General features: G+C 63.6%; 20 protein-coding genes and 1 other RNA gene. 18 read left to right on the top strand and 3 right to left on the bottom strand.

Going from position 1 to position 20557, the window contains the following annotated elements:
- Positions 1-81: 81 nt before the first annotated feature.
- The 6 genes from NKI22_RS09810 (at position 82) to NKI22_RS09785 (ending at position 5585) form a co-directional block, all read left to right on the top strand.
- On the top strand, positions 82-1176 hold the full coding sequence (locus NKI22_RS09810) for a microcin C ABC transporter permease YejB (protein ID WP_023717841.1): 1095 nt from the start codon (positions 82-84) through the stop codon (positions 1174-1176).
- Positions 1176-2315 (top strand): ABC transporter permease, encoded by a 1140-nt coding sequence (locus NKI22_RS09805; protein ID WP_352640535.1) that lies wholly within the window; start codon positions 1176-1178, stop codon positions 2313-2315. Before NKI22_RS09810 ends, NKI22_RS09805 begins: the two co-directional genes overlap by 1 nt.
- A 120-nt stretch (positions 2316-2435) precedes the next feature.
- Entirely contained in the window at positions 2436-2669 is a 234-nt protein-coding gene (locus NKI22_RS09800; protein ID WP_352640536.1) for a hypothetical protein, read from the top strand.
- Positions 2669-2923 (top strand): hypothetical protein, encoded by a 255-nt coding sequence (locus NKI22_RS09795; protein ID WP_352640537.1) that lies wholly within the window; start codon positions 2669-2671, stop codon positions 2921-2923. The genes NKI22_RS09800 and NKI22_RS09795 overlap by 1 nt, the downstream gene beginning before the upstream one ends.
- The gene (locus NKI22_RS09790) at positions 2920-4548 is read left to right on the top strand and encodes an ABC transporter ATP-binding protein (protein ID WP_352958392.1); all 1629 of its coding nucleotides are present in this window, start codon (positions 2920-2922) and stop codon (positions 4546-4548) included. Before NKI22_RS09795 ends, NKI22_RS09790 begins: the two co-directional genes overlap by 4 nt.
- Positions 4549-4643: 95 nt before the next feature.
- On the top strand, positions 4644-5585 hold the full coding sequence (locus NKI22_RS09785; RefSeq protein ID WP_023717837.1) for a 2-hydroxyacid dehydrogenase: 942 nt from the start codon (positions 4644-4646) through the stop codon (positions 5583-5585).
- A 25-nt stretch (positions 5586-5610) separates the two neighbouring features.
- On the opposite strand, the gene NKI22_RS09780 is transcribed toward NKI22_RS09785, so the two are convergent.
- Genes NKI22_RS09780 through NKI22_RS09770 form a run of 3 tightly spaced genes read right to left on the bottom strand, consistent with a single transcriptional unit; the run spans position 5611 to position 7338 of the window.
- On the bottom strand, positions 5611-5913 hold the full coding sequence (locus tag NKI22_RS09780) for a Dabb family protein (protein WP_352483257.1): 303 nt from the start codon (positions 5911-5913) through the stop codon (positions 5611-5613).
- A 25-nt stretch (positions 5914-5938) separates the two neighbouring features.
- Positions 5939-6880 (bottom strand): NAD(+) diphosphatase, encoded by a 942-nt coding sequence (gene nudC, locus NKI22_RS09775; protein ID WP_023717835.1) that lies wholly within the window; start codon positions 6878-6880, stop codon positions 5939-5941.
- A gap of 38 nt (positions 6881-6918) precedes the next feature.
- Entirely contained in the window at positions 6919-7338 is a 420-nt protein-coding gene (locus tag NKI22_RS09770) for an HIT family protein (protein ID WP_023717834.1), read from the bottom strand.
- A 357-nt stretch (positions 7339-7695) separates the two neighbouring features.
- On the opposite strand from NKI22_RS09770, the gene ffs reads away from it, so the two are divergent.
- The 12 genes from ffs to NKI22_RS09710 all read left to right on the top strand — a co-directional run bounded on the left by ffs (position 7696) and on the right by NKI22_RS09710 (position 20557).
- Positions 7696-7792, top strand: an RNA gene (gene ffs / locus NKI22_RS09765) — signal recognition particle sRNA small type.
- 104 nt (positions 7793-7896) lie between these two features.
- Entirely contained in the window at positions 7897-9738 is a 1842-nt protein-coding gene (locus NKI22_RS09760) for a DNA polymerase III subunit gamma/tau (protein ID WP_352815777.1), read from the top strand.
- A 32-nt stretch (positions 9739-9770) separates the two neighbouring features.
- On the top strand, positions 9771-10094 hold the full coding sequence (locus NKI22_RS09755; RefSeq protein ID WP_023719593.1) for a YbaB/EbfC family nucleoid-associated protein: 324 nt from the start codon (positions 9771-9773) through the stop codon (positions 10092-10094).
- Positions 10095-10279: 185 nt separating this feature from the next.
- On the top strand, positions 10280-11233 hold the full coding sequence (locus tag NKI22_RS09750; RefSeq protein ID WP_023719592.1) for a cell wall hydrolase: 954 nt from the start codon (positions 10280-10282) through the stop codon (positions 11231-11233).
- A gap of 382 nt (positions 11234-11615) precedes the next feature.
- On the top strand, positions 11616-12221 hold the full coding sequence (recR, locus tag NKI22_RS09745) for a recombination mediator RecR (RefSeq protein WP_023719591.1): 606 nt from the start codon (positions 11616-11618) through the stop codon (positions 12219-12221).
- 197 nt (positions 12222-12418) lie between these two features.
- Positions 12419-13696 carry a lytic murein transglycosylase gene (locus NKI22_RS09740; protein ID WP_023719590.1) on the top strand — a complete coding sequence of 426 codons (1278 nt, stop codon included), beginning with the start codon at positions 12419-12421 and terminating at the stop codon, positions 13694-13696.
- A 201-nt stretch (positions 13697-13897) separates the two neighbouring features.
- Positions 13898-15541, top strand: coding sequence for an ABC transporter substrate-binding protein (locus tag NKI22_RS09735; protein WP_023719589.1), 1644 nt, complete (start codon positions 13898-13900; stop codon positions 15539-15541).
- 18 nt (positions 15542-15559) lie between these two features.
- Positions 15560-16627: an ABC transporter permease gene (locus tag NKI22_RS09730; protein ID WP_023719588.1), complete on the top strand. Its 1068-nt coding sequence runs from the start codon at positions 15560-15562 to the stop codon at positions 16625-16627.
- 13 nt (positions 16628-16640) lie between these two features.
- A complete protein-coding gene (gene nikC, locus NKI22_RS09725; RefSeq protein WP_352815774.1) occupies positions 16641-17561 on the top strand; it encodes a nickel transporter permease in 921 nt (306 codons plus the stop codon).
- Positions 17558-18391 (top strand): ABC transporter ATP-binding protein, encoded by an 834-nt coding sequence (locus NKI22_RS09720; protein WP_352483250.1) that lies wholly within the window; start codon positions 17558-17560, stop codon positions 18389-18391. The genes nikC and NKI22_RS09720 overlap by 4 nt, the downstream gene beginning before the upstream one ends.
- On the top strand, positions 18388-19137 hold the full coding sequence (locus NKI22_RS09715; RefSeq protein ID WP_352815772.1) for an ABC transporter ATP-binding protein: 750 nt from the start codon (positions 18388-18390) through the stop codon (positions 19135-19137). Before NKI22_RS09720 ends, NKI22_RS09715 begins: the two co-directional genes overlap by 4 nt.
- A gap of 142 nt (positions 19138-19279) precedes the next feature.
- Positions 19280-20557: a 4-aminobutyrate--2-oxoglutarate transaminase gene (locus tag NKI22_RS09710; RefSeq protein ID WP_352958389.1), complete on the top strand. Its 1278-nt coding sequence runs from the start codon at positions 19280-19282 to the stop codon at positions 20555-20557.

Below are 20557 nucleotides of genomic sequence, written 5' to 3'. Positions count from 1 at the left end.
CGGCGTCGACAATTGGCCTGAAGCGATTGCCTCGGGGGCACCCCCAGCCACAGTGGTCCTCCCTAAGGAGGGTAAAAACTGATGGGCGCCTATATACTGCGCCGCATGCTGCTGATGATCCCGACCTTGTTCGGCATCATGGCGGTGTCCTTCGCCGTCATCCAGTTCGCGCCTGGCGGGCCGGTCGAGCAGGTCATTGCCAGGCTGACCAACCAAGGCGGCAGCGATCGCCTCGGTGGCGGCGGCGGTGATGCCGGCGGCGCCAATTTCGATGTGGCCGGCGACGTCGGCTCGAAATACCGCGGCGCGCAAGGGCTCGATCCGGAATTCATCAAGAAGCTGGAGAAGCAGTTCGGCTTCGACAAGCCGCCGCTCGAGCGCTTTGGCATGATGCTGTGGAACTATCTCCGCTTCGATTTCGGCGACAGCTACTTCCGCGACATTTCGGTGCTCGACTTGATCCTGGAAAAGATGCCGGTGTCGATCTCGATCGGGCTGTGGATCACGCTTTTGTCCTATCTGATTTCGATCCCGCTCGGCATCCGCAAGGCGGTCAAGGACGGCTCCACCTTCGACGTCTGGACCAGCGGCGTCGTCATCGTCGGTTACGCCATTCCAGGCTTCCTGTTCGGCATATTGCTGATGGTGCTGTTTGCCGGCGGCTCGTTCTGGGACTGGTTTCCGCTGCGCGGCCTCACCTCCGACAATTGGGACCAGCTGTCGTGGCCGGCCAGGATCGTCGACTATTTCTGGCACATGACCCTGCCGCTGACGGCGCTGGTGCTGTCGGCCTTCGCCACGACGACGCTTTTGACCAAGAATTCCTTCCTCGAGGAAATCCGCAAACAATATGTGGTCACCGCCCGCGCCAAGGGCCTGTCGGAGCGGCAGGTGCTCTACGGCCACGTCTTCCGCAACGCCATGCTGATCGTCATTGCCGGTTTTCCCGGCGCCTTCATCTCGGCCTTCTTCACCGGCTCGCTGCTGATCGAGAACATCTTTTCGCTCGACGGCCTCGGCCTGCTCGGCTTCAACTCGGTGGTGCAGCGCGATTATCCGGTGGTCTTCGCCAATCTCTACATCTTCTCGCTGCTTGGCCTGTTCGTCGGGCTGCTGTCCGATCTGATCTATACCTGGGTCGATCCGCGCATCGACTTCGAGCGGAGAGACGTCTGATGGCGCAGGCCACAGCCGAAACGGCGCCGCCTCGGATCGCGCGGCCCTTTCTGTCGCCGCTCAACCAGCGCCGCCTGCAGAACTTCAAGTCCAACCGGCGCGGCTACTGGTCGTTGTGGATTTTCCTGTTCCTGTTCGTGCTGTCGCTGGTTTCCGAACTGATCGCCAACGACAAGCCGATCATCGCCTCCTACAAGGGCGAGATCCTGTTTCCGGTCCTGGTCGCCTATCCCGAGGAGAAGTTTGGCGGCTTCTATGCGGTCACCGACTACCGCGACCCGGTCATCCAGGACGAGATCAACGCCAATGGCTGGATGATCTGGCCGCCGGTGCGCTACTCCTATCAGACCGTCAACAACGCTATTCCCGAAGCAGCACCGACCAAGCCATCCTGGCTCTACGACAAGAAGACGCGCTGCAACCAGTATCCGAAAGGCGAGGCAGACCCCAACTGCAACGTCGGCAACTGGAACTGGCTGGGCACCGATGACCAGGCCCGCGACGTGCTGGCGCGCGTCATCTACGGCTTCAGGATCTCGGTGCTGTTCGGCCTGGTTCTGACTGCCGGCTCGGCGCTGATCGGCGTGGCGGCCGGCGCTCTGCAGGGCTATTTCGGCGGCTGGACCGACCTTCTGTTCCAGCGCTTCATCGAGATCTGGTCGGCGATCCCGGTGCTGTATCTGCTCTTGATCGTCGCCGCCATCCTGCCGCCCGGCTTCTTCATCCTGCTCGGATTGATGCTGCTGTTTTCCTGGGTGGCACTGGTCGGCGTGGTAAGGGCCGAATTCCTGCGCGCCCGCAATTTCGAATATGTCAATGCGGCGCGCGCGCTCGGCGTGTCCAATATCACCATCATGTTCCGGCATCTGCTGCCCAATGCCATGGTGGCGACTCTGACCTTCTTGCCCTTCCTGCTTAGCGGCTCGATTTCGACGCTGACCTCGCTCGACTATCTCGGCTTCGGCCTGCCGCCCGGCTCCGCCTCGCTCGGCGAGTTGTTGAAGCAGGCACAGCGCAATCTCAACGCGCCATGGCTCGGCATTTCCGGCTTCGTCGTCATCTCGCTGATGCTGTCGCTGCTGGTCTTCGTCGGCGAGGCCACCCGCGACGCTTTCGATCCGCGCAAGACGTTCAGATGAGAGCGATGCGGGCTGGCATTCGGCATGTTATATTCCGGCCGATATCGAGCGAACCCGGACCCATGACGGTGTTGGCGTCGGTTCAGTCCGTCAAGCCGCACGTCGGGGAAGGAAAGGGTTATGAATAAGGTCATCCTTGAACACTACCCGGCATCGAAGCTCCCGGATGAACTGCGAAGGGGCACAGCTCCGAGCGCCTCGGTCAAAGTGACAGTGGAAGAGGAGGCCAACAGGCCTCTTGGCCGCGAACAATCGCTTGAACTCATGCGGAATGCTCAGGCCAACGCGCCGGGAACAAGCCTCGACGAGGCTGTCGCGCGTGTTCGTGCCCTCCGCGATGAGTGGGAGGATTGATGGCTGCAGTCCGGCTTTATGTCGACACCAACATTTTCATCTATGCCTTTGAAAACAACGATGCGCTTGCAAAAAAACTGCTTCAGCTCATTTCACTGAACGACGGCAGAAAGCAGACCGCGGACATGAGATTGAAAGAGACCTATTCTATCGCACCAAATCGTCTCGTCCCCCCTCAAATGGCAGTCAAAATTTCGATCATGCGACAGGAAATTTCCGCCTTGGACAGGGTTGTCGCGGAAGTTGAGCCATGACCGCCCCTCTCCTTTCCATACAAGACCTCAGCGTCGCCTTCACGCAAGGCGGCAACCAGTCGATCGCCGTCGACCATATTTCCTTCGACCTCGCCAAGGGCGAGACGGTGGCGCTGGTCGGCGAATCCGGCTCCGGCAAGTCGGTCACCGCGCTGTCGGTGCTGAAGCTGCTGCCCTATCCGACCGCCAGCCACCCCTCGGGAAAGATCCTGTTCCTCGGCGCCGACCTGCTGGCCACGGACGAGAGAGACTTGCGCTGTGTGCGCGGCAACAAGATCACCATGATCTTCCAGGAGCCGATGACTTCGCTCAACCCGCTGCACACGATCGAGCAGCAGATCGTCGAGGTGCTGAAATTGCACCAGGGCCTGGGGGATCGCACCGCCAAGGCGCGCACGCTGGAACTTCTGCACGAGGTCGGCATCCGCGAACCGGAGAAGCGGCTCGACGCCTATCCGCACCAGCTTTCCGGCGGCCAGCGCCAGCGCGTCATGATCGCCATGGCGCTGGCCAACGAGCCTGAACTGTTGATCGCCGACGAGCCGACGACGGCGCTCGACGTCACCGTCCAGGCGCAGATCCTCGAATTGCTCGCCGGCCTGAAAAGCCGCAAGAACATGTCGATGCTGTTCATCACCCACGATCTCGGCATCGTCAGGAAGATCGCCGACCGGGTCTGCGTGATGACCAAGGGCAAGATCGTCGAGACCGGCCCGACCAAGGAGATATTCGCCAATCCGCAGCACGCCTACACCCGGCATCTGCTTGCCGCCGAGCCGAAGGGCAAGCCGCCGGCGGCCAACCAGGCCGCCAAGCCAGTGATGGTCGGCAACGACGTCAAGGTCTGGTTTCCGATCAAGAAGGGCTTCTTCCGGCGCACCGTCGACAATGTGAAGGCGGTCGACGGCATCGACGTCACCGTGCGGGCCGGTCAGACGCTTGGCGTCGTCGGCGAATCCGGCTCCGGCAAGACGACGCTCGGCCTGGCGCTGGCCAGGATGATCTCGTCGACCGGGAATATCCAGTTCAACGGACGCGGCATCGATCAGCTATCCTTCAACGAAATGCGGCCGCTGCGGCGCGAACTGCAGATCGTCTTCCAGGATCCGTTCGGCTCGCTCAGCCCGCGCATGTCGGTCGCCGAGATCATCGAGGAAGGGTTGAAGATCCACGAGCCGAAACTGTCGCCCGATGCGCGCGACGAGCGTGTCGTCGACGTGCTGCAGGAAGTCGGCCTCGATCCGGCGACGCGCAACCGCTATCCGCACGAATTCTCCGGCGGCCAGCGCCAGCGCGTCGCCATCGCGCGCGCCATGGTGCTCAACCCGCGCTTCGTCATGCTGGACGAGCCGACCTCGGCGCTCGACATGAGCGTGCAGGCGCAGGTCGTCGACCTCTTGCGCAGCCTGCAGGCCAAGCACGACCTCGCCTATCTCTTCATCAGCCACGATCTGAGGGTCATCCGCGCGCTCGCCAATGAAGTCATCGTCATGCGCAATGGCAGGATCGTCGAAGCCGGACCTTCCGAACAGATTTTTGGCAACCCGCGGACCGACTATACAAAGGCGTTGATCTCGGCCGCCTTCAAGATCGAAACGGCGCCGGTCGGCATCGTTAGCGAGTAGATTTTCGCCAGAGATCATGCACAAAATCAAAACGCTGCCGCGCCCTTGCACGTCGGGACGCGAACGCTGTTGGTAAAAAGGAAAAACAATCCGCAATGGAAAAAGGCCGCATCCTGCTTGCCCTCACCGGTATTCATCCGCTGCGCTGGCGCGAACTGCTGTCGGCGGAGCGCGAAGTGGTGCTCGAGCCGAATGGCGCCGCCGATCCGTCGATCACCTATGCGGTGGTGTGGAAACAGCGGCCGAACCTGTTGTCGTCGCTGCCCAATCTGCGCGCCATCTTCTCGATCGGCGCCGGCGTCGACCACATCTTCGCCGATCCCACCTTGCCCGACGTTCCGGTCGTCAAGGTGGTGGCCGACAACCTGACCCAGTACATGACCGAATACGTCGTCTGGCGGGTGCTCGACCACCATCGCCAGGGCATGCTCTACCGCGCCCAGCAGCAGAAGAAGATCTGGCACGAACCGCAGCAGCGGCCGGCCAGCGACATCTCGGTCGGCATTATGGGGCTCGGCACGCTCGGCCGCGCGGCGGCGTCGGTGCTGTTGTCGCTCGGCTTTCCGGTCAATGGCTGGTCGCGCAGCGATCGGCCGATGCAAGGTGTCTCGACTTATGCGGGCGAGGCCGGCCTGATCCCGTTCCTCAACGCTACCGACATCCTGGTGGTGCTTCTGCCGCTGACGCCGCAGACGCACGGCATCATCAACCACGGCGTGCTGAAGGAGCTGCGCAAGCGCAACGGCCTCGGCGGCTCGGTGCTGATCAATGCCGGGCGCGGCAGGCTGCAGAAGGACGCCGACATTCTGCGCGCACTGGACGACGGCACGCTGAAGGAAGCCAGCCTCGACGTGTTCGAGGTCGAGCCGCTGCCGAAGACCAGCCCACTATGGAACCATCCTAAAGTGTTCGTGACGCCGCATGCGGCGGCAACTTCCGATCCGGTCCACCTGGCGCCGATCATGCTGCGCCAGATGGACGCCTTCGAGCGCGGCGAAGCGCTGGAAAATGTGGTGGACCGCGACGCGGGGTATTGATTTTTTGGAGCGCCGCTTCCCCGTCTCAGCCCCAGCCGAGCGGCACGTAGTCGATCTCCATAAACGCCTCGACCTCGGGGATCCAGCGGTCGCGGACGAAGGCGACGTGGTCGGGATGATCGTTGTAGCCGGAGTAAGCCCGCTGATCGGCGAACTCCATCGAGAAGCCGAAGCGGTACTCGTTCTTGGGGCTGACCTGCCGCAACTGCTCGAAATGCGTGACGCCCTTTATCGCCGTGAGGATCCTCTTGGCATCGGCGAGGAACCTTTTTTCCTCAAGCGAGTGCGGCGGGTGTTTTAGCGTGAACACGACGGTGTGACGGATCATTTTTTGCTCCTGCGATGTCTTCGTGTCACGCGCTGTCGGCCCAGGCGCGGATCAGGTTATAGGCGATCGCCCCTTTCGGCGGCGTCACCAGGCCGCCCGGATGTTCCCTGGCCAGCATCGACAGCACCTCGTCGCGAAAGAACCAGCGGCAGTCTTCCAGCTCGTTGAGGTCGGGGTGGATGTCGTCGTTGAGCGGTTCGCCGAAGCAGCCGATCATCAGCGAATAGGGAAACGGCCAGGGCTGGCTGGCGTGGTAGACGACGCGGCCGAGCCGGATGCCGGCTTCCTCCAGCGTTTCGCGGCGCACCGCCGCCTCGATCGTCTCGCCCGGCTCGATGAAACCGGCGAGCGCCGAATACATGCCGGGCCCGAAATGCCGGCCGCGGCCGAGCAGGCATTTTTCGCGCGTCGCCGTCAGCATGATCGCCACCGGGTCGGTGCGCGGAAAGTGCTCCGTACCGCAGGCCGGGCAATGCCGCTTGTAGCCGCCGGCCCGCATCTCGGCTTCGGTGCCGCATTTGCTGCAGAAGCGATGGCTGGCATGCCAGGCGAGCAGCGCCGCCCCTTGCGCCAGCGCGCCGGCCGCCGCTTCGTCGATCAGCCCCTGCATATAGACCGAGCGATAGTCGATCGCCTTGATCGTCTCGGGAAGCTGCTCGGGCTCGACCGCGGCCGGCACCGCCAGCACCGGGCCACTTTCGGAAAAACCGAGCAGGACGCCGTTTTCGAGCGATGCCTCGAGCGGCCGGCTTTCGGCCACGCCGAACCAGGGATCGAATGCGTCTTGCGCAAGCTTCAGATAGAGCCGGCCGCCATGCATCAGCAAAAGCCGAGTCGTCGGATCGGCGAGCGCCTTTTCGACGGAATCGTCGGCGCGGTTTTCGGATTGCCGGTCGATGATGTTGCCGGCGAAGCCGACGAACTGGCTCGGCTCGCGCAAGGGCGCGTCAAACAGGCTAAAGCTCATGCGGACTCAGGAAGGTTCAAGATGGACACGGGAGAGGCTTATAGCGCTGCCTTGATCTTTTCCGCAAACTTGCGAATGTCGGAGCGCTGGTAGGGCTCGCGCAGGCCGTGCCCCCACACCGGGCCGGGCCAGCCGGGATCGCCTTCCGAGCGCGCGATAACATGCACGTGCAACTGCCGCACGATGTTGCCGAGCGCGCCGGTGTTGATCTTGGTGCAGCCGGTCACCCGCTTCAGCGCCAGCGCCACCATGTTGGTCTCGAAGGTCAGCATCGCCTGGTCGAGCGGCGTCATGTCGTGGATTTCCTCGATGCCCGGCCGCTGCGGCACCAGCAGCAGCCACGGCCAGCGGCGGTCGTTCATGACGCGCAATTCGCACAGGCCGAGCCACATCAGCTGTTCGCTGTCGGCTTCCAGCTGAGCGTCAAGCGTGAATCCTGCCTTGAGGCCCGGCAGCATCGGCGTTTCCCTCGCATTTTGACGTTTTTTGAACTTTATCGACGCTAGAGCGGCTACCGGGGGGCCGCAAGGGGCAGCAAGCAACATTGGCCGTCGTGGCGCTGATTGTGCGCGAAGAACCGAGGACCAGGGCATTGCATACGGTTGGCGCTGCCCCGCCGAGGTCGACAATTTTGACCGCAGCCACATTTTGTTCTTGCTTTGTGCCGGCAGCTATGCTACTAATGTCGCTATGGTGATTATTCGCACCAACGACCCGCCCGCCGAGGCGGGTTTTTGGTTTCAGCTTTCGCCGTCGCGCACGACTCCTATCATCCGCACTTGCATTTCATCGCCGGATTGCCGATATGGAGGCCGGGAGGTTGGTGGTGGACGGTCCACTCGCCAACCGGGTCAGGTCCGGAAGGAAGCAGCCCTAACGAGCCCGGAACGGGTCATTGTTCCAGCCTCCCGCCTCTTCGCCTTTTGCCCCGACATTGACGGCGCCAAGCCGTGCGGGCGAAACTATGCGCAGGAATCGGCCGCCTCCAGTGGCAGCCCTTGGAGCTTAACGGGCGAATGAGCGAAGCCGGAAACGACGCCGGGAAATCGGACAAGCCTGCCGCCTATCGCGTGCTGGCGCGCAAATACCGACCGTCGAATTTCTCCGAACTGATCGGCCAGGAGCCGATGGTCCGCACCTTGACCAATGCCTTTGCCACCGGCCGCATCGCCCAGGCCTGGATGCTGACCGGCGTGCGCGGCGTCGGCAAGACGACGACCGCGCGCATACTGGCGCGGGCCCTGAACTATAAAACATCGACCGTCGACCAGCCTTCAGTCGACCTTGCCGTGCTCGGCGAGCATTGCCAGGCGATCATGGAAGGCCGCCATGTCGACGTCATCGAGATGGACGCCGCCTCGCATACCGGCATCGACGACATCAGGGACATCATCGAACGCGTGCGCTACGCCCCGGTATCGGCGCGCTACAAGGTCTACATCATCGACGAAGTGCACATGCTTTCCAACCAGGCCTTCAACGGCCTGCTGAAGACGCTGGAAGAGCCGCCGCCGCACGTCAAGTTCATCTTCGCCACCACCGAAATCCGCAAGGTGCCGATCACCGTCCTGTCGCGCTGCCAGCGTTTCGACCTCAGGCGCATCGATGCGGCAATGATCAAGGCCGACCTTGCCAGGATAGCGGGTCTGGAGGGCATCGAAGTCGAAGACGATGCGCTGGCGATGATCGCGCGCGCGGCCGAAGGCTCGATGCGTGACGCGCAGTCCATCCTCGACCAGGCGATCGCCCATGGCGGCGGCGCGGTCAGCGCCGAAGCGGTCCGCGCCATGCTGGGCCTGGCCGACCGTGCCCGCATCGTCGACCTGTTCGAACATGTCATGAAGGGCGACGTCGCCGCCGCGCTTGCCGAATTCCGTGCCCAGTACGATACCGGCGCCGATCCTGCCGCGGTGCTGACCGACCTTGCCGAGTTCAACCATCTGGTCACCCGTCTGCGCTTCGTGCCGGCTGCTGTCGACGACGCCTCGCTGTCCGAGGACGAGCGCCGGCGCGGCGCCGATTTCGCCAGGACGCTGTCGGTCAAGGTGCTGTCGCGGACATGGCAGATGCTTTTGAAAGGCATTCCCGAGGTGCAGACTTCCAACCGTCCAGTCAGCGCCGCCGAGATGGTGCTGATCCGGTTGGCGCATGCCGCCGACCTGCCGACGCTGGACGAGGCGCTGAGATCGCTGGAGAGCGGCGTTTCGCTGCCCGGCTCCGCGCCGCGCGCGAATGGCGCGCCGGCAAGCCCCGGCCCCGCAAGCCCCGGCCCCGCAAGCCATGGGCCTGCAAGCGGTGGTGCCGGTGCCGTGGCGCAGACGCGGATGCCGACGGCCAATGGCGGCGCGCAGTCGATGCGCCTGGTCGAGCCCGAGCCGGTGCCGACCAATTTCGTTGCTCCGCCGGGGCCGGTGGTCGAGGCGCCGCCGGTGCCGGTGAAGTCGCTAGCCGACATTGTCGCCCTTGCCGACGCCCAGCGCGACATGGCCTTCAAGGTGCTGGTGAAGCGTTGCGTGCGCCTGGTGCGCATCGAGCCCGGCCGTATCGACGTCAGCCTGACCGACGATGCGCCGAAGATGCTGCTCAACGATTTGACCGCCAAGCTGCGCGCCTGGACCGGCCGCAACTGGTTGGTGTCGCTGTCGAAGGAAGAGGGCGGCCAGACCTTGGCCGAGATGGAATCGACAAAGCGCGAAAATGCCTTCCTCGATGCCAAGAGCGATCCGACGGTCGCCGCCATCCTGGCGCGCTTTCCCGGCGCCAAGATCATCGACGTGCGCATTCCCGACGCGCCGGAAGCCGATGCGGCCGAGGGCGAAGTGCCGGTCGAGCCGCCGGCAGACGACGACGAAACCTGAAACAACCGGCACCAACTGCAAAGGACCGTGCGATGAAAGATCTTCTCGGCCTGATGGGCAAGGCAAAGGAAATGCAGGCCAAGTTCCAGGCCATGCAGGATGAGATCGCCACGCTGGAAGCCACCGGACAGGCCGGCGGCGGCCTGGTCAGCGTGACGCTGACCGGCAAATTCGAGATGAAGTCGTTGAAGATCGACCCGTCGCTGTTCAAGGAGGACGAGGTCGAGATTCTCGAGGATCTGCTTCTCGCTGCCCACAACGACGCCAGGACCAAGGTCGAGCAAACCATGCAGGAAAAGACCAAGGCGCTGACCGCGGGACTGCCGATCCCGCCGGGAATGAAACTGCCCTTCTAAGGCTAGTCAATCGGTATGCCGTTACAGTGGCCGAAGAGTGCAGCAGCCAGTGCTTGCTCTTCCGCCGGCTGTGTCTATTAGGCAACTCCCCACACTTAATAACGCTTTAGCCATCTTTTTGCCTGAAAGTGTCTCATTCTTGCCGCAACCAGGGGCGGGCTGGCAGCAGAATGAGGGGACGCCTGTTGATCTCTACCCGATGGAAGACGCCGTTGCGGCTCGGCGTCGTTATCTCGCCGCTGTTTTTGGCTGCTTGCAGTCAGACCGCCTCGCACGGCATGTCCAGCCTGACCGATGCCATTACGCCGGGTTTCCTGAGCTCGCGCTCCTACAATTCCACGCCGAAGGAAAAGGAGTGCCTGGAGCGGGCAATGTTCTTCGAGTCCAACCGGTCGAGCCGTGACGGCATGATTGCGGTCGGCACGGTGGTGATGAACCGGCTGCGGTCCGGCAAGCATGGCAACACCATCTGCCAGGTCGTTGGCGAGCGCGGCCAATTCGCGCCGGGCGTCATGACGCGGCCGATGAATTCGAAGGCGATGCCCGATGTCGAGGAAGCCGCCGCGGCGGTGCTCAAGGGCGAGCGCAAAGCCAAGCTGAAGAACACGATGTACTTCCACACCGCCGGCCTGCGCTTCCCCTACAAGAACATGCACTACACCATGGTCGCCGGCGGCAATGCCTTCTATGAAAAGCGCGGCCGCAACTGGCAGCCGCTGCCGGACGAACCGGTGGTCGCCGTGGCCCAGGCCAAGCCGCAAGCGCCTGCCGCTCAGGCCATACTTGTCGCCTCGGCCGAGCCGGCGCGCGACGCCAAGCCGACATTCGCCAAGGCGACCTATGTGACCGCCGCCGCATCGCAGCCGGCAAAGCAGACAAGGGTGACTGCCGGGATGGCGACCCCGGAGAGGGCGGCCCCAGAGAAGCCCACCCAGGAGAAGCCGGTGCTGGTGGCGCTGCAAGAACCAATGCAGGAGCCCGATGCGGCCCGTTTCGGTGGGACCGCGAGCGCACGGCCTGTCACCTCCTTCGAGGCAGCGCCGGCAGAGCCGACAATGTCGTTCGAGGCGACGCCCGAGAACACCGACGCCATCGGCGCGATGATCGCCGGCCAGACCCGGCCGCTGGAAGAAAACTGAGACGGTCAACGTCGGCGCCGCCGCTCATCTGGCTGCCGCCATCTTCTCCCCGTATAGTGACGGGAGAAGGACGCTGTTGCCAAGGATTTCGCCAATTTCCGGCGTCGCAAAAAAAGGGACCGAGGTTGCGGTCAGCCCTTTCTCCCCGCCGCTATACGGGGAGAAATGCCCGGCAGGGCAATGAGGGGCGGCGCAAACCTAAAGCGATTGCCTCTTTGCGCATCGAACATCCCGCGCCTCAGCAGTGTTCCAAAACCCGTTGAAAAATCCTAGAGCCTGATCCATTCCGATAGATCGGAATGGGGCTCTATCGTCTTGTTTGACCATGATCTTTTCCGAAAACCGGTTTCCACTTTTCGGGATCATGGTCTAAACCGGTGCGATGTCGAAGCGAATCGCCGGTCCCGAGATCGAACGCCTGATCCAGTTGCTGGCCAAGGTGCCGGGGCTTGGCCCGCGTTCGGCACGCCGCGCCGCGCTCCACCTCATCAAGAAGAAGGAACAGCTGCTGGCGCCGCTCGCCGCCGCCATGGGCGAGGCGGTCGACAAGGTGCGCATCTGCTCGACCTGCGGCAACGTCGACACCTCAGACCCATGCATGATCTGCACCGACGCGCGTCGCGACCCCACCACGCTCATCGTCGTCGAGGACGTGGCCGACCTATGGGCGCTGGAGCGGGCGACCGCCATGAACGTGCGCTACCATGTGCTCGGCGGTACGCTGTCGCCGCTCGACGGCATTGGTCCTGATGAGCTCAACATCCGTTCGCTGGTCGATCGCGTCGCCGGCGGCGAAGTCAAGGAAGTGATCCTCGCCGTCAACGCCACGGTCGAGGGCCAGACCACCGCGCACTACCTCACCGACCAGCTTTCCGGCTTCGACATCAAGGTGACGCGCCTGGCGCATGGTGTTCCGGTCGGCGGCGAACTCGACTATCTCGACGAAGGCACGCTGGCCGCCGCGTTGCGCTCGCGAACCGCGTTTTGAGGCGAGTTGCGGGGAGGGTGCGGATGATGGCTGCTGCGCATTTTTTAAGGCGGGCACTCTGTCACACCCCCCTCTGTCCTGCCGGACATCTCCCCCGCAAGGGGGGAGATCGGCAGCGTCAATCTCGCCGCCAATCTTTCAACGTCGAAAATTGGCGGAAGCAGAGGCGACAGCCAATCTCCCCCCTTGCGGGGGAGATGTCCGGCAGGACAGAGGGGGGTGGGACGGATCGCTGCTTTCACAAAATAGCCGTCGCGTTTCTTCTCGCCGCACTTGCCGCCTTCCTCCTCGCCACCCCTGTCTCCGCGGCAAAAATCGACGACCAGTTCCGCGCCTGGCTTGGCAACGACCTCTGGCCTGAAGCCAATGCCAAAGGCATCTCCAGGGAAACCTTCGATGCCGCCTTCGACGGCGTCAAGCCGAACCTCAAGCTGCCCGACCTGGTGAAGCCGGGCGAGAGGGCGACGACGCCGCGGAAACAGCATCAGGCCGAGTTCGGTTCGCCCGGCGCCTATTTCGCCGAAAAGATAGTTCGTGCGGTGACCGCCGGCGGCCGCACCCGCGAGGCGGCCAACGCCAGCACGCTGGCCGCGATCGAGAAGCGCTACGGCGTGCCCGGCGAAGTGCTGCTGGCGATCTGGGGCCGTGAGAGCGGCTTCGGTGCGGCAAAGCTGCCCTACGACGCCTTCGAGGTGCTGGGCACCAAGGCGTTCATGTCGACGAAGAAAGAATTCTTCCGCACCGAGCTGCTGGCGGCGCTCGGGATCGTCGAGCGCGGGCTTGCCCCGGTCGGCGCGATAAAATCGTCCTGGGCCGGTGCGCTCGGCCAGCCGCAGTTCATGCCGACGTCGTTTCTGAAGCATGCCGTCGATTTCGATGGCGACGGCCGCACCGACATCTGGAATTCGACGCCCGACATACTGGCGTCGATCGCCAATTATCTCGTGCATTATGGCTGGGTCAGGGGCCGCGGCTGGGGCTTCGAGGTGACGGTGCCGGAAAGCGTCTCGTGCTCGCTCGAAGGTCCGGACCAGGGCAAGAAGATTTCGCAATGGGCTGATATGGGTATCAGGCGTGTGTCGGGTAAACCGTTCCCGGCGAGCGAACTGAAAGCCGAGGGCTTTCTTTTGATGCCGGCCGGCCGCAGCGGCCCGGCCTTCATAGTTACGCCCAATTTCTACGTGCTGAAGCAGTATAACACCAGCGATCTCTATGCCTTGTTTATCGGCCATGGCGCCGATCGCATCGCCCATGGCGACAGTAATTTCTCGGGCAATTGGGGCGCGGTCGGCGGGCTCTACCGCTCCGACATCGCCGCCCTGCAGCGGGCGCTGGAGGCAAAGGGTTATGATGTCGGCAGCGCCGACGGCCTGCCCGGCTTCAAGACGCGCCGCTCGATCGGCAAATGGCAGGCCAGAAACGGCCGTTCCGCCACCTGCTTTCCCGACGCCGACCTGGTTACCGCGCTGAAATAGCCGGGTTTTCGCACCGCCGGTCTGGCCCAATCGACCGTTCTGCAAATGCTCGTTGCCGCGCTCGAAACCGCCGGATATGGTGAGCCGGAACTGCACAAAAATTGCCAAGACAATGGTCCGGGAATCACCGTTCGACGCGGCAAGAAAATGCCACAACCCTGAGCCGGGAACTCAGGTCAACAAAAACAGGGAACAGTTAAAATGATGATGGAAAAGTTTGCTCTACGCTCCCGCTTCTTGCTCGCGGGCGCGGCCATGTCCGCGCTGCTTCTGGCCGCTGCGCCTGCCTTCGCGGTCACGCCCGCCGACACGCTGGTCGAAGGTTTCGCCATCGACGACATCATCTCCATGGATCCGGGCGAGGCATTCGAATTGTCGACCGCCGAAATCACCGGCAACACCTACGATCTTCTGGTGCGCCTCGACCTCAGCGACACCTCCAAGGTCAAGGGCGATCTCGCGGAAAGCTGGAGCGTCTCCGACGATGGCCTGACCTACACATTCAAGCTCAAGCCCGGCCTCAAATTCGCTTCCGGCAATCCGATCACGGCGGCGGACGTCGCCTATTCGTTCGAGCGCGCGATCAAGCTCGACAAGAGCCCGGCCTTTATTATCGGCCAGTTCGGCATCGATGGCGGCAACGTCACCGACAAGGCCAAGGCTGTTGATGATACGACGTTCCAGTTCACCGTCGACAAGGCCTATGCGCCGAGCTTCGTGCTGAACTGCTTGTCGGCGACTGTCGCCTCGGTCGTCGACGCCAAGCTGGTCAAGGAGCATGTCGCCGCGGTCACGCCCAGCGCCGACTACAAATGGGACAATGACTTCGGCAATGCCTGGCTGAAGACCGGCTATGCCGGCTCCGGCGCCTTCAAGTTGCGCGAATGGCGGGCCAACGAGGCCGTTGTTATGGAGCGCAACGACAATTACTACGGCGAGAAGGCCAAGCTTGCCCGTGTCATCTATCGCAACATGAAGGAAAGTTCGGGCCAGCGCCTGGCGCTGGAAGCCGGCGATATCGACGTCGCCCGCAATCTCGAGCCCAACGATCTCGACGCCATCGCCAAGAATGCCGACCTCACCACCACCAGCGCGCCGAAGGGCACGGTCTATTACATCAGCCTCAACCAGAAGAACGCAAACCTCGCCAAGCCCGAGGTTCGCCAGGCCTTCAAATATCTGGTCGATTACGACGCCTTGAGCACGACTATCCTCAAGGGCATCGGCGAGATCCACCAGACCTTCCTGCCCAAGGGCGTGCTCGGCGAGTTGGACGAGAACCCGTTCAAGTTCGACGTCGCCAAGGCCAAGGAACTGCTTGCCAAGGCGGGTCTCGCCGACGGCTTCAGCGTCACCATGGACGTGCGCACCGGCCAGCCGACGACGGGCATGGCAGAATCGATCCAGCAGACGCTGGGGCAGGCCGGCATCAAGCTGGAGATCATCCCCGGCGACGGCAAGCAGACGCTGACCAAATACCGCGCCCGCAACCACGACATCTATATCGGCCAGTGGGGCCAGGACTATTTCGACCCGAATTCCAATGCGCAGACCTTTGCCAGCAACCCGGACAATTCGGATGAAGGCAAGACCAAGACGCTGGCCTGGCGCAACGCCTGGGACATTCCGGACCTGACCAAGCAGACGGAGGCCGCCCTGCTCGAGAAGGACGCGGCCAAGCGCGCCGCAATGTACCAGGATCTCGAGAAGAAGATCCTCGATTCCAGCCCCTTCGTCATCATCCACCAGCAGCTGGAAGTGGCCGGCCTGCGCAAGAACCTCAAGGGCTTTGCGCTCGGCCCGAGCTTCGACACCAACTTCGTCGGCCCCGTCTCGAAGGAGTGACGCCGGCGGACGCGCCGTATGAGTGTGGCTGAAAGCGAAGTGACGGCAGGGCGCGGCGGCGCCCGCGCCGTTGCCGTGGCCTCATCGATCGCCCGGTTCCTGGTCATCGCGATAACGACCTATCTCGGTCTGCTCGCGGTGACCTTCTTCATCGGCCGTGTCATCCCGATCGACCCGGTGCTGGCGGTGCTCGGCGACCGGGCGCCGGCCAATGTCGTCGAACGAACGCGCCGCGAGATGGGCCTCGACCTGCCGCTGGTCGAGCAGTTCTACATCTATGTCAAACATGCCCTGAACGGTGATTTCGGCACCTCGGTGCTGACCACCAATCCGGTGATGACCGATATCCGCCGCGCCTTTCCCGCGACGCTCGAACTGGCGACGCTGGGAACATTGATCGGTTCGGTGATCGGCGTGCCGCTTGGCGTGCTGGCCGCGGTGCGGCGCGGCAGCGTCATCGACCAGGTCGTGCGGATCATCGGCCTTGTCGGCTATTCCGTGCCGATCTTCTGGCTGGGGCTGCTGGCGCTGGTTCTGTTCTACGCCAAGCTGCAATGGGTCGCCTTTCCCGGCCGCCTCGATGTCGTCTACGAATACACCTTCACGCCGATTACCGGCTTTTACCTGCTGGATGCACTCTGGCAGCGGCAGTGGGACGTATTTGCCGATGCCTTCCGCCACATCATCCTGCCGGCCTCGCTGCTCGGTTATTTCTCGCTCGCCTATATCAGCCGCATGACGCGCTCCTTCATGCTGAACGAACTCACCCAGGAATATATCGTCGCGGCACGAGCCAAGGGCCTGTCCGAAACGCGCATCATCTGGGGTCACGCGCTGCGCAACGCCGCGGTGCCGATGGTTACGGTGATCGCTCTGTCGTATGCCGGGCTGCTCGAAGGCTCGGTGCTGACCGAGACGGTGTTTTCGTGGCCGGGCATCGGCCTCTACATCACCAACTCGCTGCAGAACGCCGACATGAATGCCGTGCTCGGCGGCACCATCATCATTGGCTCGGTCTTCATCGCCATCAATCTATTCTCCGACCTGCTCTACCGGGTGCTCGATCCCAGGACCAAGGCAGGATGAGGACGAAGGCAGGATGAGCACGGAAGCGATTCAAACCCGCCGCGACTGGCTGCTCAGCGAGCGGCCGGCGTCGCGCGTGCAGGCAAGGCTCGGCCGCGCCTACGTGGCCTGGCGGCGCTTCTCCGCCAACCGGCTGGCGTTTGCCGGCCTGCTCATCATCATCGCCCTACTGGTGGTCGCGGCCCTCGCCGATGTGCTGGCGCCCTATTCGCCGACATTCGGCGACCTCAAGGGCTCGCGGCTGCTGGCGCCGAGTGCCGCGCACTGGTTCGGCACCGACGATCTCGGCCGCGACATCTATTCGCGCATCATCTTCGGCTCGCGCTGGACACTGTACGTCGTCATTCTGGTTGCCGTCATCGCCGCGCCCATCGGCTTGCTGGTCGGCACCGTCGCCGGCTATGCCGGCGGCTGGACCGATGCGATCCTGATGCGCATCACCGACATCTTTCTCGCCTTTCCGAAGCTGATCCTGGCGCTGGCCTTCGTCGCCGCGCTCGGCCCCGGCATCGAAAACGCCGTGCTCGCCATCGCCATCACCTCGTGGCCGCCCTATGCCCGCATCGCGCGCGCCGAAACGCTCACGGTGCGCAATTCCGATTACATCAAGGCGGTGCAGCTGATGGGCGCCTCGCCGTTCCGCATCGTGCTTCGCCACATAATGCCGCTCTGCATCTCCTCGCTGATCATCAGGGTGACGCTCGACATGGCCGGCATCATCCTGACCGCCGCCGGTCTCGGCTTCCTCGGTCTCGGCGCGCAGCCGCCGCTGCCGGAATGGGGCGCGATGATCGCATCGGGCCGCCGCTTCGTGCTCGACCAGTGGTGGGTGGCGGGCGCGCCGGGCTTTGCCATCCTCATCGTCAGCCTCGGCTTCAACCTGCTCGGCGACGGCCTGCGCGACGCGCTCGATCCCCGAAGCGGTGACCAATGAGCACGCTTCTCGAAGTCGACGACCTGCGCGTTACCTTCCCGACGCGCACCGGCCTGATCGAGGCGGTGCGCGGCGTTTCCTTCTCGCTCGGCCGCGAGCGGCTCGGCATCGTCGGAGAGAGCGGTTCGGGCAAGTCGCAGACCGGCCGCGCCATCATGGGCGTCACACCGCCGCAGGCCGAGGTGACCGCGAAGACGCTCGCTTTCGACGGCATCGACCTGCTGGCCGCCTCGCCGCGCGAGCGCCGCGCGCTGCGCGGCAAGCGTATCGCCATGATCCTGCAGGATCCGAAATATTCGCTGGACCCGGTGATGAGCATCGGCCGCCAGATCGTCGAGACGCTGCGCACGCATGAGAAGGTCTCCAAGGCCGAAGCCCGCGAGCGCGCGCTTGCCATGCTGGAGGCTGTGCAGATCCGCGATCCGGCCCGTGTCTTCGACCTGCATCCGCATGAGGTTTCCGGCGGCATGGGCCAGCGCGCCATGATCGCCATGATGCTGATCGCCGGGCCGGAGATGATGATCGCCGACGAGCCGACCTCGGCACTCGACGTCACCGTGCAGCTCGACGTGCTCGGCATCCTCGACAGGCTGGTCAGCGAGCGCGGCATGGGGCTGATCTTCATCTCGCACGATCTGCGCCTGGTCTCGTCCTTCTGCGATCGTGTCATCGTCATGTATGCCGGCAAGGTCGTCGAACAGCTCAAGGCCTCGGAGCTCGGCCGCGCCCAGCATCCCTATACGCGCGGCCTGCTCAACTGCATGCCCAAGATCGGCGCCGACCGCCACCCGTTGCCGGTGCTCGACCGCAAGCCGGAGTGGGCGGCATGACGGCAGCCCTTTCCGTCGACAGGCTGGAGGTGATGTTCGACCGCTTCCGCGCGCTGAAAGGCGTCAGCCTCGAGGTGCAATCCGGTGAATCGTTCGGCCTCGTCGGCGAATCCGGCTCCGGCAAGTCGACCCTTCTCAGGGCAATCGCCGGCCTGGCGCCGGCCGCATCAGGCACCATTACCGTCAACGGCAAAACGCTCGGCGCGCGCCGCGAGAAGGCGTTTTATCGCGAGGTGCAGATGGTGTTCCAGGACCCGTACGGCTCGCTGCACCCACGCCAGACCGTCGACCGCCTGCTGCAGGAGCCACTCGCCATTCACGGCTTCGCTGACGGTGAAAAGCGCATCCAGCGGGCGCTGGACGAGGTCGGCCTGGGCACTGGATTCCGCTTCCGTTATTCGCATCAATTGTCGGGCGGACAGCGCCAGCGCGTGGCGATCGCGCGCGCCCTGATCCTCGAACCCTCGATCCTGCTGCTCGACGAACCCACCTCGGCGCTCGACGCTTCGGTGCAGGCCGAAGTGCTGAACCTGTTGGAGGAGATCCGGCGGCGCCGCAAGCTGACCTTCCTGATGGTCAGCCACGACCTCGCTATCATCACTCACATGTGCGAGCGGCTGATGGTGATGCAGAACGGCGAAGCGATGGAGAATCTGACGGCGGACGATCTTGTCGAACGCCGTGTCACCAAGGATTATACGCGCAATTTGCTGAGGGCCAGCGAGGGGTTTGTCAGGACGGCATGAGCGACGGGCGTTCGGTTGCTGACGCCGACCGGCAGGCCCAATCGCCCGGCGGCGGTGCCAACTTGAGGAAAAACTGAAATAAGCCCAGAAGAGTCTCAACAGCCATCAAACGAGAGCGGGCGCCGGCCCGGCGAGGGGTACGATGACAAATTCAGCCATTTCCGAACGCAAGAACCAGTCGATTTCCCGCGGCGTCGGCATGACCACTCAGATCTATGCCGATCGCGCCGAAAATTCGGAGATCTGGGACGTCGAAGGCCGCCGCTATATCGATTTCTCGTCCGGCATCGCTGTCGTCAACACCGGCCACCGTCACCCTAGGGTGATCCAAGCGGTCAAGGCGCAGCTCGACCGTTTCACCCACACCTGCTACCAGGTCGTGCCTTATGAGAGCTATATCAGGCTGGCAGAACGGCTGAACGGCATGCTCCCCGGCAAGTTCGACAAGAAGACGATTTTCGTCACCACCGGCGCCGAGGCGGTCGAGAACGCGATCAAGATCGCCCGCAATGCCACCGGCCGGCCGGCGGTCATCGCCTTTTCCGGCGGCTTTCACGGCCGCACCTTCATGGGCATGGCGCTGACCGGCAAGGTCGTGCCTTACAAGGTCGGCTTCGGCGCCATGCCGGCGGATGTCTTCCATGCGCCGTTCCCGGTGGCGCTGCACGGCGTCTCGGTCGCCGATTCGCTGGCCGCGCTCGACCGGCTGTTCAAGGCCGATATCGACCCGGCCCGCGTCGCCGCGATCATCGTCGAGCCGGTGCAGGGCGAGGGTGGCTTCTACGAGGCGCCGCGCGACTTCATGACCGCATTGCGCAAGATCTGCGACCAGCACGGCATGCTGCTGATCGCCGACGAAGTGCAGACCGGCTTTGCCCGCACCGGCAAGATGTTTGCCATGGACCACCACGAGGTGGCGGCCGACATCACCACCATGGCCAAGAGCCTGGCCGGCGGCTTCCCGCTGGCGGCCGTCACCGGGCGTGCCGAGATCATGGATGCGCCGAGCCCCGGCGGGCTCGGCGGCACCTATGGCGGCAGCCCGATCGGCGTCGCCGCGGCGCATGCGGTGCTCGACGTCATCGATGAGGAGAAGCTCTGCGACCGCGCCAACACGCTAGGCAACCGTCTGAAGCAGCGCCTGCAATCGATCCGCGACGAAGCGCCTGAGATTGTCGATATCCGAGGACCCGGCTTCATGAACGCGGTCGAGTTCAACGATGTGACGAAGGGGCTGCCGTCGTCGGAACTCGCCAATGCGGTGCGGCTGAAGGCGCTCGACAAGGGCCTGATCCTGCTGACCTGCGGCGTCTACGGCAACGTCATCCGCTTCCTCGCGCCGATCACCATCCAGGACGCCGTCATGAACGAAGCGCTCGACATCCTCGAAAGCTCGATCCGCGAAGTTCGCGCCGCCTGA

The sequence above is a fragment of the Mesorhizobium sp. M0778 genome (assembly GCF_040320105.1).
GTDB lineage: Bacteria > Pseudomonadota > Alphaproteobacteria > Rhizobiales > Rhizobiaceae > Mesorhizobium.
Note: the sequence above shows the minus strand (reverse complement) of the source record. Positions and strands in the feature narration are given on the sequence as shown.

What these genes read in the sequence shown, in the direction of transcription:
- NKI22_RS09710 (WP_352958389.1), top strand. Translation starts at nt 19,280, where the DNA reads ATGACAAATTCAGCCATTTCCGAACGCAAGAACCAGTCGATTTCCCGC.
- NKI22_RS09810 (WP_023717841.1), top strand. Translation starts at nt 82, where the DNA reads ATGGGCGCCTATATACTGCGCCGCATGCTGCTGATGATCCCGACCTTG.
- nikC (WP_352815774.1), top strand. Translation starts at nt 16,641, where the DNA reads ATGAGCACGGAAGCGATTCAAACCCGCCGCGACTGGCTGCTCAGCGAG.
- nudC (WP_023717835.1), bottom strand. Translation starts at nt 6,880, where the DNA reads ATGAGCTTTAGCCTGTTTGACGCGCCCTTGCGCGAGCCGAGCCAGTTC.
- NKI22_RS09730 (WP_023719588.1), top strand. Translation starts at nt 15,560, where the DNA reads ATGAGTGTGGCTGAAAGCGAAGTGACGGCAGGGCGCGGCGGCGCCCGC.
- NKI22_RS09800 (WP_352640536.1), top strand. Translation starts at nt 2,436, where the DNA reads ATGAATAAGGTCATCCTTGAACACTACCCGGCATCGAAGCTCCCGGAT.
- NKI22_RS09755 (WP_023719593.1), top strand. Translation starts at nt 9,771, where the DNA reads ATGAAAGATCTTCTCGGCCTGATGGGCAAGGCAAAGGAAATGCAGGCC.
- NKI22_RS09785 (WP_023717837.1), top strand. Translation starts at nt 4,644, where the DNA reads ATGGAAAAAGGCCGCATCCTGCTTGCCCTCACCGGTATTCATCCGCTG.
- NKI22_RS09760 (WP_352815777.1), top strand. Translation starts at nt 7,897, where the DNA reads ATGAGCGAAGCCGGAAACGACGCCGGGAAATCGGACAAGCCTGCCGCC.
- NKI22_RS09780 (WP_352483257.1), bottom strand. Translation starts at nt 5,913, where the DNA reads ATGATCCGTCACACCGTCGTGTTCACGCTAAAACACCCGCCGCACTCG.
- NKI22_RS09715 (WP_352815772.1), top strand. Translation starts at nt 18,388, where the DNA reads ATGACGGCAGCCCTTTCCGTCGACAGGCTGGAGGTGATGTTCGACCGC.
- recR (WP_023719591.1), top strand. Translation starts at nt 11,616, where the DNA reads ATGTCGAAGCGAATCGCCGGTCCCGAGATCGAACGCCTGATCCAGTTG.
- NKI22_RS09790 (WP_352958392.1), top strand. Translation starts at nt 2,920, where the DNA reads ATGACCGCCCCTCTCCTTTCCATACAAGACCTCAGCGTCGCCTTCACG.
- NKI22_RS09740 (WP_023719590.1), top strand. Translation starts at nt 12,419, where the DNA reads ATGTCCGGCAGGACAGAGGGGGGTGGGACGGATCGCTGCTTTCACAAA.
- NKI22_RS09720 (WP_352483250.1), top strand. Translation starts at nt 17,558, where the DNA reads ATGAGCACGCTTCTCGAAGTCGACGACCTGCGCGTTACCTTCCCGACG.
- NKI22_RS09795 (WP_352640537.1), top strand. Translation starts at nt 2,669, where the DNA reads ATGGCTGCAGTCCGGCTTTATGTCGACACCAACATTTTCATCTATGCC.
- NKI22_RS09805 (WP_352640535.1), top strand. Translation starts at nt 1,176, where the DNA reads ATGGCGCAGGCCACAGCCGAAACGGCGCCGCCTCGGATCGCGCGGCCC.
- NKI22_RS09770 (WP_023717834.1), bottom strand. Translation starts at nt 7,338, where the DNA reads ATGCTGCCGGGCCTCAAGGCAGGATTCACGCTTGACGCTCAGCTGGAA.
- NKI22_RS09735 (WP_023719589.1), top strand. Translation starts at nt 13,898, where the DNA reads ATGATGATGGAAAAGTTTGCTCTACGCTCCCGCTTCTTGCTCGCGGGC.